The organism is Mycobacterium arosiense ATCC BAA-1401 = DSM 45069, assembly GCF_002086125.1.
Taxonomy (GTDB): Bacteria; Actinomycetota; Actinomycetes; order Mycobacteriales; family Mycobacteriaceae; genus Mycobacterium; species Mycobacterium arosiense.
In genome coordinates, this window is sequence record NZ_MVHG01000062.1 from 17591 (window position 1) to 31275 (window position 13685).

Annotated in this window: 16 protein-coding genes; 11 read left to right on the forward strand and 5 right to left on the reverse strand. The window is 65.4% G+C overall.

Translation table 11 applies throughout. The features are described from left to right. Positions 1-8 precede the first annotated feature (8 nt). A complete protein-coding gene (locus BST14_RS19965; protein ID WP_083066108.1) occupies positions 9-290 on the forward strand; it encodes a hypothetical protein in 282 nt (93 codons plus the stop codon). Here the strand turns inward: BST14_RS19965 and BST14_RS19970 are convergent, their stop codons facing one another. Further along, positions 291-845: a carboxymuconolactone decarboxylase family protein gene (locus BST14_RS19970; RefSeq protein WP_083066109.1), complete on the reverse strand. Its 555-nt coding sequence runs from the start codon at positions 843-845 to the stop codon at positions 291-293. Then, the gene (ramB, locus tag BST14_RS19975) at positions 842-2266 is read right to left on the reverse strand and encodes an acetate metabolism transcriptional regulator RamB (RefSeq protein ID WP_083066110.1); all 1425 of its coding nucleotides are present in this window, start codon (positions 2264-2266) and stop codon (positions 842-844) included. Before ramB ends, BST14_RS19970 begins: the two co-directional genes overlap by 4 nt. A 165-nt stretch (positions 2267-2431) precedes the next feature. On the opposite strand from ramB, the gene BST14_RS19980 reads away from it, so the two are divergent. From BST14_RS19980 to BST14_RS19995, 4 genes are all read left to right on the forward strand, one after another. After that, on the forward strand, positions 2432-3226 hold the full coding sequence (locus tag BST14_RS19980) for an acyl-[acyl-carrier-protein] thioesterase (protein WP_083066111.1): 795 nt from the start codon (positions 2432-2434) through the stop codon (positions 3224-3226). A gap of 269 nt (positions 3227-3495) precedes the next feature. Further along, a complete protein-coding gene (gene aceA / locus BST14_RS19985; protein ID WP_083066112.1) occupies positions 3496-4782 on the forward strand; it encodes an isocitrate lyase in 1287 nt (428 codons plus the stop codon). Between the two features lie 101 nt (positions 4783-4883). Continuing rightward, positions 4884-5747 (forward strand): 3-hydroxybutyryl-CoA dehydrogenase, encoded by an 864-nt coding sequence (locus tag BST14_RS19990; protein WP_083066113.1) that lies wholly within the window; start codon positions 4884-4886, stop codon positions 5745-5747. 33 nt (positions 5748-5780) lie between these two features. After that, entirely contained in the window at positions 5781-6641 is an 861-nt protein-coding gene (locus BST14_RS19995; RefSeq protein ID WP_083066114.1) for a cyclopropane mycolic acid synthase family methyltransferase, read from the forward strand. A gap of 16 nt (positions 6642-6657) precedes the next feature. Here BST14_RS19995 and pcaA read toward each other — a convergent pair whose 3' ends face one another. Both pcaA and BST14_RS20005 read right to left on the reverse strand, forming a co-directional pair. Then, positions 6658-7521, reverse strand: coding sequence for a cyclopropane mycolic acid synthase PcaA (gene pcaA, locus BST14_RS20000; protein ID WP_083066115.1), 864 nt, complete (start codon positions 7519-7521; stop codon positions 6658-6660). 171 nt (positions 7522-7692) lie between these two features. Beyond that, the gene (locus BST14_RS20005) at positions 7693-8412 is read right to left on the reverse strand and encodes a TetR/AcrR family transcriptional regulator (protein ID WP_083066116.1); all 720 of its coding nucleotides are present in this window, start codon (positions 8410-8412) and stop codon (positions 7693-7695) included. Positions 8413-8547: 135 nt separating this feature from the next. Between BST14_RS20005 and BST14_RS20010 the strand changes: the two genes are divergently transcribed. The 6 genes from BST14_RS20010 (at position 8548) to deoC (ending at position 12826) form a co-directional block, all read left to right on the forward strand. Further along, on the forward strand, positions 8548-9930 hold the full coding sequence (locus BST14_RS20010; RefSeq protein ID WP_438502191.1) for a DUF445 domain-containing protein: 1383 nt from the start codon (positions 8548-8550) through the stop codon (positions 9928-9930). 91 nt (positions 9931-10021) lie between these two features. Then, positions 10022-10438, forward strand: a complete 417-nt coding sequence (locus tag BST14_RS20015) for a helix-turn-helix domain-containing protein (RefSeq protein WP_083066118.1) — start codon at positions 10022-10024, stop codon at positions 10436-10438. 278 nt (positions 10439-10716) lie between these two features. Next, a complete protein-coding gene (gene hbhA, locus BST14_RS20020; protein ID WP_083066123.1) occupies positions 10717-11331 on the forward strand; it encodes a heparin-binding hemagglutinin HbhA in 615 nt (204 codons plus the stop codon). Between the two features lie 85 nt (positions 11332-11416). Then, the gene (locus BST14_RS20025) at positions 11417-11704 is read left to right on the forward strand and encodes a DUF2516 family protein (protein ID WP_211280771.1); all 288 of its coding nucleotides are present in this window, start codon (positions 11417-11419) and stop codon (positions 11702-11704) included. Between the two features lie 4 nt (positions 11705-11708). Continuing rightward, complete coding sequence (locus tag BST14_RS20030; protein WP_083066119.1) at positions 11709-12149, forward strand: DUF2599 domain-containing protein; 441 nt, start codon at positions 11709-11711, stop codon at positions 12147-12149. Further along, on the forward strand, positions 12149-12826 hold the full coding sequence (gene deoC, locus BST14_RS20035; protein ID WP_083066120.1) for a deoxyribose-phosphate aldolase: 678 nt from the start codon (positions 12149-12151) through the stop codon (positions 12824-12826). Before BST14_RS20030 ends, deoC begins: the two co-directional genes overlap by 1 nt. 23 nt (positions 12827-12849) lie before the next feature. On the opposite strand, the gene BST14_RS20040 is transcribed toward deoC, so the two are convergent. Then, positions 12850-13685, reverse strand: an 836-nt coding sequence (locus BST14_RS20040) for an LmeA family phospholipid-binding protein (RefSeq protein WP_083066121.1), incomplete at its 5' end; no start/stop codon positions are given.

Consider the following 13685-nt stretch of genomic DNA (forward strand, 5'->3'; position numbering starts at 1 on the left):
GCCACGAGATGATGCGCACCGTCACCCCCCAGGCGCTCGCGGGAGCCGTCGGTGGCCTGGCGACCGGTTATGTGCTGTGGCTGCTGGTCATTTCGAACGGCGACAACGCGACCGCCGGCCAATGGGGACCGCTGGTGCTGCTGGCCTCGGTGATGCTGGGGATCGGCGCCGCGCTATGGGGCTTGCGGCAGCGCCGGCGTGGCAAGCGGCCGTGGGCGGCGTTCGCCTTCGCGCTGCCTGTGCTGCCCGTGATACTGACGCTGGCCATCCTCGCCGACGTCTACCTGTAGCTAATTCGGCAGGTCCAGCGGGATCTCGAGCGCGGACATGGTCGCGGCGAGGCCATCGTATTGGCTTGCCAGCAAACAGAATTCGATCAGCTGACGCCGATCCAGGTGCGTGGCCAGCGCCCGCCAGGTCTCAGCGGTGACCGTCCGGTCCTTGACGAACTCATCCGTCGCCGCCAGCAGCGCCTGCTGACGCACGGTGAGGCGGGCATCGTCCAGCTGCTGCGGCCACGCGAAGATCGCGGCCTGCAGCTCGGCGTCCAGCCCGGCCGTACGCGCCATCCGGCGATGGTGCTGCAACTCGTATTCGCACGCGCGCAGGTGCGCGACCCGCAGGATCACCAGCTCGGTGTCGATGGCCGGAAGCTTGCCGCGCAGCAGCCGGCCGCCGTAGGCCAGCCAGGTCCAGAACAGCAACCGGCGCTGACCGAGGGTGGTGAACAGGTGCATCTCCGGGGCCCGCACGGTGCGCGCGCCCAGCTTGGCGATGACCCAGTTGATCGGTCCCAGTTCGCGGAACCGCCCCGGCGGGATGCGGCCGTCCGGCGCCGTGTTCATGGCTGGGTGACCAGGTAGGGCGACACCGTGCTGCGGTGCTCGTCGAGATCGAGTGCGCGGCCGAGTGCGGGGAACGCGCGCTGCGGGCAATTGTCGCGTTCGCAGACCCGGCAGCCCGCGCCGATCGGTGTGGCCACTGTTCCTGGTTCCCCCGAGACGTCGAGTCCCTCCGAGTAGACCAGCCGGTGGGCGTGGCGAAGTTCGCAGCCGAGGCCGATCGCGAAAGTCTTACCCGGCTGACCATACCGGGCCGCGCGCCGCTCCACGGTGCGGGCCACCCACATGTAGTTGCGGCCGTCGGGCATTTGGGCGATCTGCACCAGGATCTTGCCCGGATTGGCGAACGTCTCGTAAACATTCCACAGCGGGCAGGTGCCCCCGCTAGAGGAGAAGTGAAAACCGGTGGCGGACTGCCGTTTCGACATGTTCCCGGCCCGGTCGACCCGGACGAACGAGAACGGCACACCGCGCAGCGACGGCCGCTGCAACGTCGAAAGCCGGTGCGCGATGGTTTCATAACTGATCGAGTAGAACGACGACAGCCGCTCGACGTCGTAGCGGAAATTCTCCGCGACGTCGTGGAACTGGCGGTAGGGCAGCACGGTCGCCGCGGCGAAATAGTTGGCCAGCCCCAGCCGGGCCAGAGTGTGCGACTCGTCGCTGGTGAACTTGCCTTCCTCGACCAGAGTGTCGATCAGGTCGCGGAACTCGAGGTAGGCCAATTCGGCGGCCATCTTGAAAACCTGCTGCCCCAACGACAGGTGGTTGCTGATTTCGAGCGTCTTGGTCTTGGGATCGAAGCGGTGCAGCACGGTGTCGCCGAGATCGATCCGCCGGTTGATGTGCACCCCGTGCACCTCGGTGAGCCGGCGGGTCAGCTCGCGGGCCAAATCGCCGTGGTGAAGGCGCATCTTGATGGTCAGGTCCTCGGCGGCGGTGTCCAGCTCGTGCAGGTAGTTCTGCCGTTGGTAGAAGTAGTCGCGCACCTCCTCGTGTGGCATGGTGATCGACCCGGTGCCGCTGCCGTCGGAGTACCGCTCCTCGGTGGCGGCCGCGAGCTGCGCGGTGGTGATCCGGTAGCGCCGGTGCAGGTTGACCACCGCGCGGGCCAACGCGGGATGGGCGCTGACCATCTCGGCGACCTCGGTGGGGTCGACGTCGATGTCCAGGTCCCGGTCCATGGTGACCTCCCGCAGCTCGGCGACCAGTCGGGTGTCGTCCTGGGAGGCAAAAAACGTCGCATCCACCCCGAACACTTCGGTGATGCGCAGCAGCACAGCCACTGTCAGCGGGCGAACGTCGTGCTCGATCTGGTTGAGGTAGCTCGGTGAGATCTCCAGCATCTGGGCCAGCGCGGCCTGGGAGAACCCGCGTTCGTTGCGGAGCTGGCGAACGCGTGACCCGACGAACGTTTTGGACACCCCACCGAGGTTACCGGTCTTGCGAAGATCGAAGTTCGCAGAGTTGGCAATGGCTGCGCCCGGTCGAAATTGGTCTCCGACGCACCTCGTTGGCATGATTCGACCGGGGCCACAGGCCTTAGCCTGGGGTTACCACAGGAGGAAGAGGACACGGGGAGCGACGCGGTGAGTCTGGATAAACAACTGATGCCGGTGCCCGACGGTCACCCTGACGTTTTCGACCGCCAGTGGCCGTTGCGGGTCGGCGACATCGACCGCACGGGCCGGCTGCGCCTGGACGCGGCCGCCCGCCACATCCAGGACATCGGCCAGGACCAGCTGCGCGAGATGGGCTTCGAGGAGACCCATCCGCTGTGGATTGTCCGGCGCACCATGCTCGACCTGGTCCGCCCGATCGAGTTCAACGACATGCTGCGCCTGCGCCGGTGGTGTTCGGGCACCTCTAACCGGTGGTGCGAGATGCGGGTTCGCATCGATGGCCGCAAGGGTGGGCTCATCGAGTCCGAGGCCTTCTGGATCAACATCAACCGCGAAACCCAGATGCCCTCGCGCATCGCCGACGACTTCCTGGCCGGCCTGCACAAGACCACCTCAATCGACCGGCTGCGGTGGAAGTCGTATCTGAAGCCGGGCAGCCGCGACGACGCGGCCGAGATTCACGAGTTTCCGGTCCGGGTCACCGACATCGACCTGTTCGACCACATGAACAACTCCGTGTACTGGAGCGTGATCGAGGACTACCTGGCGTCACATTTGGAGCTGATGCAGACGCCGTTGCGCGTCACCATCGAGCACGAGGCGCCGGTGGCGCTGGGCGACAAGCTGGACATCATTTCGCACGTGTACCCGCCCGGATCGACCGAGCAATTCGGCCCGGAGCTGGCCGATCGCACTGTTACAACGCTCACATATGCCGTCGGTGACGAGGCGAAGGCCGTCGCTGCGATCTTTGCTCGCTAACAGGACAAGCGTCCCGGTTAAATTGCTGGGTGACCTGCGGGTTTAGGGTTACTCGCGGGTAGCTTCTGAAACGGTTAAGTTTGTTCGCGACTTAACAACCTTCGCAAAATCGGCCGGTCCCGTTGCTTTAATTGGCAACTAAAACGGGTGGACCGGCCCGTATGCGCTGTGCCATCTTCGAGTTAGCACACCAGCGAAGTTGAGCCGCTAGCTACCGCCGGTGAGGCGTCCGCAACTCAAGCAGTGAAGACCGTGAAGGAGCATGCCGAATGTCTGTCGTTGGCACCCCCAAGAGCGCCGAACAGATCCAGAAGGACTGGGACATCAACCCGCGTTGGAAGGGTGTCACCCGGACCTACACGGCCGAGGACGTCGTCGCCCTGCAAGGCAGCGTAGTCGAGGAGGCCACCCTGGCCCGTCGCGGCGCCGAGGTGCTGTGGGAGCAGTTGCACGACCTGGAGTACATCAACGCGCTGGGCGCCCTCACCGGCAACATGGCCGTGCAGCAGGTGCGCGCCGGCCTCAAGGCCATCTACCTGTCGGGTTGGCAGGTCGCCGGTGACGCGAACCTGTCCGGCCACACCTACCCCGACCAGAGCCTGTACCCGGCCAACTCGGTGCCGCAGGTGGTGCGCCGGATCAACAACGCGCTGCTGCGCGCCGACGAGATCGCCAAGGTCGAGGGCGACACCTCGGTGGAGAACTGGCTGGCGCCGATCGTCGCCGACGGTGAGGCCGGTTTCGGCGGCGCGCTCAACGTCTACGAGCTGCAGAAGGCCATGATCGCCGCCGGCGTGGCGGGATCGCACTGGGAGGACCAGCTGGCATCGGAGAAGAAGTGCGGTCACCTGGGTGGCAAGGTGCTGATCCCGACCCAACAGCACATCCGGACCCTGACCTCGGCCCGCCTGGCCGCCGACGTGTGCGACGTCCCGACCGTGGTCATCGCCCGCACCGACGCCGAGGCCGCCACGCTGATCACCTCCGACGTCGACGAGCGCGACCAGCCGTTCATCACCGGCGAGCGCACCAAGGAGGGCTTCTACCGGGTCCGCAACGGCCTCGAGCCGTGCATCGCCCGGGCCAAGGCCTACGCGCCGTTCTCCGACCTGATCTGGATGGAGACCGGTACTCCGGACCTCGAGCTGGCCGCCAAGTTCGCCGAGGGCGTCAAGGCCGAGTTCCCCGACCAGATGCTGGCGTACAACTGCTCGCCGTCGTTCAACTGGCGCAAGCACCTGGACGACTCCACCATCGCGAAGTTCCAAAAAGAGCTTGCCGCAATGGGCTTCAAGTTCCAGTTCATCACGCTGGCCGGCTTCCACGCCTTGAACTACTCGATGTTCGATCTGGCCTACGGCTACGCCCGCAACCAGATGAGCGCGTACGTCGAGCTGCAGGAGCGCGAGTTCGCCGCCGAGGAGCGTGGCTACACCGCCACCAAGCACCAGCGCGAGGTCGGTGCGGGTTACTTCGACCGCATCGCCACCACGGTGGACCCGAGCTCGTCGACCACCGCGCTGACCGGCTCCACCGAAGAGGGTCAGTTTCACTGAGAATGAGATGAAGTAGCGTAGGCCCCCCCCAGCTGATCCTGGGCGGGGCCTATTGCGGTGCAGAACGATACGGGTTACCGGAGAGAACCGGAGAAAATCAAGTGAGTGACGCAACGATTCAGAGCGTAGGGGTGGTCGGGGCCGGCCAGATGGGGTCCGGCATCGCGGAGGTCTCGGTCCGCGCCGGTGTCGACGTGACGGTGTTCGAGACCACCGAGGCCCTCGTTACGGCCGGCCGCAACCGCATCGTGAAATCGCTGGAACGCGGCGTCAGCGCCGGCAAGGTGACCGAGCGCGAACGCGACCGGGCGCTGAGCAAGCTCACCTTCACCACGGACTTGAAGGACCTCGCGGACCGCCAACTGGTCATCGAGGCGATCATCGAAGACGACGCCGTCAAGGCGCAGGTGTTCGCCGAGCTCGATCAAGTCATCACCGATCCCGACGCGGTGCTGGCCTCCAACACCTCCAGCATCCCGATCATGAAGATCGCGGCGGCCACCAAGAACCCGCAACGCGTGCTGGGGCTGCACTTCTTCAACCCCGTGCCGGTGCTGCCGCTGGTCGAATTGGTGAGCACGCTGGTCACCGACGAAGCCGCCGCCGCGCGCACCGAGGAATTCGCGAGCGCGGTCCTGGGCAAGCAGGTGGTGCGCTGCTCCGACCGGTCCGGCTTCGTGGTGAACGCGCTGCTGGTGCCGTACCTGTTGTCGGCAATCCGCATGGTGGAAGCCGGTTTTGCCACCGTCGAAGACGTCGATAAGGCCGTGGTGGCCGGGTTGTCGCACCCCATGGGCCCGCTGCGACTGTCCGACCTGGTGGGCCTCGACACCTTGAAGCTGATCGCGGACAAGATGTTCGAGGAGTTCAAGGAACCGCAGTACGCTCCGCCACCGCTGTTGCTGCGCATGGTGGAGGCGGGCCGGCTCGGCAAGAAGACGGGTCAGGGCTTTCACTCCTACTGAGCAACCTGACGACTCGAAAGGCTTGCAGCGAGCATGACGGAATTGGAACCGTTTTACGAGGAATCGCAATCCATCTATGACGTTTCGAATGAATTTTTCGCGCTGTTCCTAGATGCGACGATGGGCTACACGTGCGCCTACTTCGAGCGCGATGACATGACCCTCGAAGAGGCTCAAATCGCGAAGTTCGACCTAGCGCTGGGAAGACTGAACCTCGAGCCAGGGATGACGCTGCTGGACGTCGGTTGCGGCTGGGGCGGCGCGCTGAAGCGGGCCGTCGAGCAGTATGACGTCAATGTCATCGGGATCACGCTGAGCCGCAATCAATTCGACTACAGCAAGCACAAGCTGGCCGGATTGCCGACCAGCCGCAACATCGAGGTGCGCCTGCAGGGCTGGGAAGAGTTCGAAGACAAGGTCGACCGGATAGTCACGATCGGCGCCTTCGAAGCTTTCAAGATGGAGCGCTACTCCGCATTTTTCGATCGCGCCTACGAGATCCTTCCCGACCACGGCCGGATGCTCTTGCACACGATCTTGACCTACACGCAGAAACAGCAGCACGAGCGCGGTGTTCCCATCACCATGAGCGATATCCGATTTGCGCGATTCATCGGCCAGGAGATCTTCCCGGGTGGACAGCTGCCGGCGCAGGAGGACATTTTCAAATTCGGCGCGGCGGCGGGCTTCACGATCGAGCGGGTACAGTTGCTGCAGCAGCATTACGCGCGGACCCTCAACATTTGGGCGGCCAACCTCGAAGCCAACAAGGAGAAGGCGATCGCCCTGCAATCCGAAGAGGTCTACGACAAGTACATGCACTACCTGACTGGGTGCGAGAACTTCTTCCGCAAGGGTGTCACGAATGTGGGGCAATTCACGTTGGTCAAGTAAGGCAGGCGGCCCCCTGCTACTTCTCCAGCGTGAACTGATTGACGTCGGTGTAGCCCTCGCGGAACAGCTTCGCGCAGCCGGTCAGGTACTTCATGTATCGGTCGTAGACCTCTTGGGACTGTAGGGCAATCGCCTGCTCGCGATTCGCCTCGAGAGCCTCGGCCCACAGGTCCAAGGTCCTGGCGTAGTGCAGCCGCAGCGACTGGACCCGGGTCAAGTCGAAGCCCACCGTCACCCCGTACTCGCCGACGGTGTGAGGCGTCGGCAGCCAGCCGCCGGGGAAGATCTCGGCCAAAATGAACCGCGAGAACTGGACAATTTCGTGGGTCAGTTTCAGGCCCTGGGCCCGGGCATCCTTGAACGGCGGCCGAACGATGGTGTGCAGCAACATCACTCCGCCGGGCGGCAGCCCTTGGTAGGCCATCTTGAAGAAACGGCCGTAGCGTTGCCGGCCGAAGTGTTCGAACGCGCCGATCGACACGATGCGATCCACCGGCTCGTGGAACTTCTCCCAGCCCTCCAGCAGCACCCGACGGGTGCGGGGGGTGTCCATCTGATCGAAGGACCTCTGCACGTGCTCGGCCTGGTTCTCCGACAGCGTGAGGCCGACGACGTTGACGTCGTATTTCTCGATGGCTCGCCGCAGGGTGGCCCCCCAGCCGCAACCGATGTCCAGCAGCGTCATCCCGGGCTCGAGCTTCAGCTTGCCGAGCGCCAGATCGATCTTTGCGATCTGCGCCTCTTCGAGCGTCATGTCATCGCGCTCGAAGTAGGCGCAGCTGTAGGTCTGCGTGGGATCCAGGAACAGCCGAAAGAAGTCGTCCGACAGGTCGTAGTGGGCTTGCACGTTACCAAAATGCGGCGTGAGCTGCACGGACATGTCGATACGAGCCTTTCTGAAACGCGGGGGACAGGGGTAGACAGCCAAACGACGGCCCGGTTGATCCCCCGATACTCCCCAGCATGCTAATACCCGCGGCTGTTCAAGTCGCCCTGCCACGGCGCGTCTTAGCCTCACGGAACGGGTTTGATTCACAAAACTCGCGCCGCTTCAGCGGCCGGGCACGCCTTCGAGCCCGCGGGGCGGCACGATCGGCGACGGGTGGGGCTCCTCGCGAAATTTCTCCAGCGATCCACCGACCTCGACGATTCCCTTGAGGGCATTCCAGCTCAGCATGGTCAGGTAGTCGATCAACTCGTCGCGGCTCATCCGCGGGTTGGACATCCAGGAGTGGGTGGCCAGCTGCACCCCGCCGACGATCAGGTACGCCCATGGTTCCGCGCCGCCGGTGTCCATCCCGGCCTGTTGCATCCGGCGGCGCATCATCACCGCCAGCATGCGGGCGATGATCCGCTCGGAGTCGGCAAGGACCTTGCTCTTGCTGGCCGAGCTGTTGGCCATCACGAATCGGTACGGCTCGGGTTCGTTCGCGACGGTTTCGACGTACACGCGGATGATCTCGCGCGCCAAGTCGAAGCCGTCGAGGTTGGACGTCAGCGCGGCGGCCATATTGGGAATCAGGGTGGTTTGGGTGAACCGCATCATCACGGCCGTCGTCAGGTCGTTCTTATCGACGAAATAGCGGTACAGCACCGTTTTGGAAACCCCGATCTCTGCGGCGATCTCATCCATGCTCAGCGCGCCACCCAATCGGCGAATCGCGTCGATCGTGCCGTCGACCAGTTCGTTACGACGCTCCACTTTGTGTTGATGCCAGCGCCGCTTGCGCCCATCCATTTTGACGCTCACAGCCGTCATTTGCTCTGCCACCGTCGCCTAAATCCCATCCCCTAGACGCCCCTGATCTTACGGCGTGAGGGGGCCGGTTTCGCGTCGTGGCCGGGGGGTGGGTGCACGTCGCGAACGGTGTCGCCACACCAATCCGCGGGAAAGATAGATGATGGAGTGATGGCACATCGAGCCTCGGTGCGAGGCGAAGCGTCCGGCCCGCCGATGGCGAGGCCGGTTTCGGCGACGCCCGTGACCGCCGCGAACGCGGTTCGCGCATCGTTGGCCGAGTCCTTTGCCGGCGCCGATCCCGAGGCCGACGCGCAGCGCCGGGTGGCGCTGCGCCGGATGAAGATGGTGGCACTGAGTTTTCTGATCGGTGCCACCGGCGTGTTCCTCGCCTGCCGGTGGGCCCAGGCGCACGCCAGCCTGGGGGCCTGGGTGGGATACGTCGGCGCCGCCGCCGAGGCCGGGATGGTGGGCGCCCTGGCGGACTGGTTCGCGGTGACCGCGCTGTTCCGGCACCCGCTGGGCATTCCCATCCCGCACACCGCGATCATCAAGCGCAAGAAGGACCAACTGGGCGAGGGCCTGGGCACGTTCGTGCGGGAGAACTTCCTGTCGCCGGAGGTAGTGGAAGCCAAGCTGCGCGACGCCCAGGTGTCCGGCAGGCTCGGTAAGTGGCTCTCGGAGGCCGCCCACGCCGAACGGGTGGCCAGCGAGACGGCCACGGTGCTGCGGGTGCTGGTGGAACTGCTGCGCGACGAGGACGTCCAGCAGGTGATCGACCGGATGATCGTGCGCCGCATCGCAGAACCGCAGTGGGGCCCACCGGTCGGTCGCGTGCTCGCGACGCTGCTGGCCGAGCACCGGCAGGAGGCGTTGATCCAGTTGCTGGCCGACCGGGCCTTCCAGTGGTCGCTGAAGGCCGGCGAGGTCATCCAGCGGGTGGTCGAGCGTGACTCACCGGCCTGGTCGCCGCGCTTCGTCGACCATCTCGTCGGCGACCGCATCCACCGCGAGCTGATGGACTTCACCGACAAGGTGCGCCGCAACCCCGACCACGAGCTGCGCCGCTCGGCCACCCGCTTTTTGTTCGACTTCGCCGACGATCTGCAGCACGACCCGGACACAATCGCGCGCGCCGACGCGATCAAGGAGCAGCTGATGGCGCGCGACGAGATCGCCAACGCCGCAGCCACCGCGTGGAAGACGCTGAAACGGCTGGTGCTCGAGGGTGTGGACGACCCGTCCAGCACGCTGCGCACCCGGATCGCCGACACCGTGGTGCGCATCGGGGAATCGCTGCGCGACGATGCGGAACTGCGCGACAAGGTCGATAACTGGCTGGTGCGGGCGGCCCAGCATCTGGTCTCGCAGTATGGGGTGGAGATCACAGCGATCATCACCGACACGATCGAGCGCTGGGACGCCGAGGAGGCCAGTCGGCGCATCGAACTGCACGTGGGCCGTGACCTGCAATTTATCCGGATCAACGGCACCGTCGTCGGGTCGTTGGCGGGTTTGGCGATCTATGCCGTCGCCCAACTACTGATCTAGCGGATTTCTAGCAGTGCTAACAAGTGCTTGCAATAGCAAGCACTTGTAGTAACCTGATTCGCGTCAAGATCCATCCGACCAGGAGCACGCCATGACGCCCGAGGAGAAGCTCTCCGCCAAGGTGTCCAATGCTGCCTCCGAAGTAGCCTCCGACATCGGCAGTTTCATCCGCAGCCAGCGGGAACTCGCGCAGGTGTCGGTGCGCCAACTCGCCGAAAAGTCCGGGGTCAGCAATCCATATTTGAGCCAGGTGGAGCGTGGATTGCGCAAGCCCTCCGCCGATGTCCTGAACCAGATCGCGAAGGCCCTCCGGGTTTCCGCCGAGGTTCTCTATGTGCGCGCCGGGATTCTCGAGCCCAGCGACAAAAGTCAGGTACGGGACGCGATCGTCACCGACACTGCGATCACCGAGCGCCAAAAGCAAATTCTGCTCGACATCTATTCGACGTTCACCCAGCAAAACGAATCGATCCCAGAGGAGTGTCCGACCGAATCCGACAGCGAGTGATCAACCCGTTCGATCCGGCACCGTCACCATCTGTGCTGGGGTTTGCACCAGGAAGCGGGCTTTGCACATCGCGGTAGCGGGTTGGTGATGTATAGACGACCGGCCGTCGCGGTTACCCAACGGGAAGCACCTACGGGTTCCCCAGCCGAGTTGCTGGACGAATCGCCCCGGCACTGGCGGCCCCAGTTGCGAAGGAGACGTTTACACCTAACTTCTCGACCAGACAGCTAAGAACACCGAACAACGCCGATGGCGAACACAGCATGAAAGGAAAGACCATGGCGGAAAACACGAACATCGAAGACTTGCGGGCCCCGCTGCTCGCAGCCCTGGGCGCGGCCGATCTGGCCCTGGCCACCGTCAACGACCTCATCGCCGGCCTGCGGGAGCGCGCCGAGGAGACCCGCGCCGAGACCCGCACCCGGGTCGAAGAGCGCCGGGCTCGGCTGACCAAGCTGCAGGAGGACCTGCCCGAGCAGTTCACCGAGCTGCGCGACAAGTTCACCACCGAGGAGCTGCGCAGAGCCGCCGAGGGCTACCTCGAGGCGGCGACCAACCGGTACAACGAACTGGTCGAGCGCGGCGAGGCGGCCCTGCAGCGGCTGCGTAACCAGACCGCGTTCGACGACGCCTCCGCCCGCGCCGAGGGCTACGTCGACCAGGCCGTCGAGCTGACGCAGGAAGCCCTGGGCACCGTCGCTTCGCAGACCCGCGCGGTCGGCGAGCGCGCCGCTAAGCTGGTCGGCATCGAGCTGCCCGGCAAGACCGAAGCGGTCACCAAGAAGGCCCAGAAGGCCGTGAACGCGCCGGCCAAGAAGGCCCCGGCCAAGAAGGCTCCGGCCAAGAAGGCCCCGGCCAAGAAGGCGACCGCCAAGAAGGTTACCCAGAAATAATCACGACACTTCGACGTTCGGCTCCGAGTCGCCTTCGGGTGACTCGGAGTCGACGTTTTGGCGGGTGCCCGCATACGCTTAGGGCGTGCCTCCCGTCGTATATACCGTCTTGTGGGTTTTGGTAGTCGCCGTTTTGATCACGGCGGTGTATGCGTTCGTGCACGCCGCGCTGCAGCGGTCCGACGCCTATACCGCCGCCGAGAAACTGACCAAGCCGGTGTGGCTGCTGATCCTCGGAGGGGCCATCGCGCTATGCACGGTTTTGTACCCGGTCTTCAATGTGCTCGGTATGGCGATCGCGGCCTGTGCCGCCGGTGTGTACCTCGTCGACGTGCGGCCCAAATTGCTTGAGATTCAAGGTAAGTCGCGCTAGCGGAATGAAGCCCGTGCTGACGGCGCCGGTCGCGGTGCTTGTCGCCGTGTGTTGTGCGGTGCCGCCCGCCGTTGGCGCGCCCGACCCCGGCAGCGGCGCGGCGGAACCCACCGCGCCGGCCCCGCCGTATATCGACCGCGCCCAGTGGGCGCAGTGGCAGGGCCGAAGCAGCCTGCGGGTCTTCCCGTCGGCGGCCGGCCGGGCCGCCTCGAGAATCCCCGCGACCACGGCCCTCGGCGAGGAGGCCTGGGCCGAGGTGCTCGCCGCCTCCCCGAACGCTGACACCGTCGGCATGCGCGCGCAGTTCCTCTGCCATTGGCAATTCGCCGAATTCACCCAGCCCGGCAAGGTCAGTTGGAATCTGGAGCCGTGGCGACCGGTCGTCGACGACGCCGAGATGGTCGCCTCCGGCTGCAATCCCGGCGGTCCGGAAGAATCCTTCTGATGGCAACCCGACCCAGCCGAGCGCAGTTGGCGGCGTTCGTCGACCACACGCTGCTCAAACCCGAAGCAACCGACGCCGAGGTGGCCGCCCTGGTCGCCGAAGCGGTCGAACTGGGCGTCTACGCGGTATGCGTCTCGCCGTCGATGGTTCCCGTCGCGGTGCGGGCCGGCACCGGCGTGCGGGTGGCCAGCGTGGCGGGTTTCCCCTCGGGCAAGCACCTGGCGGCGGTGAAGGCGCATGAGGCGGCCCTGGCCGTCGCCTCCGGTGCCACCGAGATCGACATGGTCATCGACGTGGGGGCGGCGCTGTCCGGTGAGATCGACGCGGTGCGCTCGGATGTCCTTGCCGTGCGCGGCGCGATCGGCGGCGCCGTGCTCAAGGTGATCGTGGAGTCGGCGGCGCTGTTGACCCTGGCCGGCGAGGCCACCCTGGTGCGGGTGTGCCGCGCCGCCGAAGAGGCCGGAGCCGACTTCGTCAAGACGTCGACTGGGTTCCATCCGGCCGGCGGCGCATCCGTGCGCGCGGTCGCCCTGATGGCCGAGACGGTCGGGGGACGCCTCGGGGTGAAGGCCAGCGGTGGCATCCGCTCCGCCGCGGACGCGCTCGTGATGCTGGATGCCGGCGCCACCCGGCTGGGGCTGTCGGGAACCCGGGCAGTGCTCGACGGCCTGGGCTGAGCCGTCCGGCTACGCGCTCGCCGTCACAGGTTGGCGAAGCAGGGGTCGTTGTCGTTGCCGGCGGGGATGGTGGCGTTGCGCGTCGAGAAGTGGCTTGTCACACCGTCATCCGTGACCTGCACGCTGTCGGCGTGGATGCCCAGCGGGTAGTTCTTGGTCAGGTTCGAGGTGAAGTCGTCCAGCGTCGACTGGACGGACTCCCTGGGCATGGTGAAGCCGAGCGCGTTGAAACTGACGATCTGCAGCTGCAACCCGGTGCCCGACACCACCGGCTTGGCCGTGATGTTGTCCAGCATGCCCTTCAACTCGACCGTTCCGTCGGCGGGGTGCGTTGTCACCGTGTTGGTGACGAACGGGCCCAGCACCGGGATGGCGTTCTGTACCGATTGCTTGATGCCGTCACTGGTCCAGCTGATGGTGGCGTCCAGTGCGCCGATGGTGCCCTTCGAGTTGCCCGTGTCCTTGAGGCGGACGTCGTTGATGTTGATCGAGAGTTTCATGCCCTTGGCGTCGCGGATGTTGTTGCCGGCCGTCTGCACCGAGATGTTGGTGTAGTGCTTGGTCGCCTGTTGCCATAGCATCAAGGGCGTCACGCCGAAGGACGCGGTGGCCTGATCCTTGACCTCACAGGCCACCGCTTGGGCGACCTTGGAGTCCGCGACGTGGCGCACGTACAGTTCGGCCCCGATGAGCGCGGCGATGATCAACGCGAACACGATGATGAAGATGAGCAGGACGGAGACCGGGTCGCGGCCGAAGCGGCGCTTCCTCTTCCCGGCCGTCGCGTCGTCGCCGGGCTGGGCGGCCAGCCGCTCGGTAGGACCGGCGGGCGGGGTCGGCGGGGGCGGGTACCCCGGTT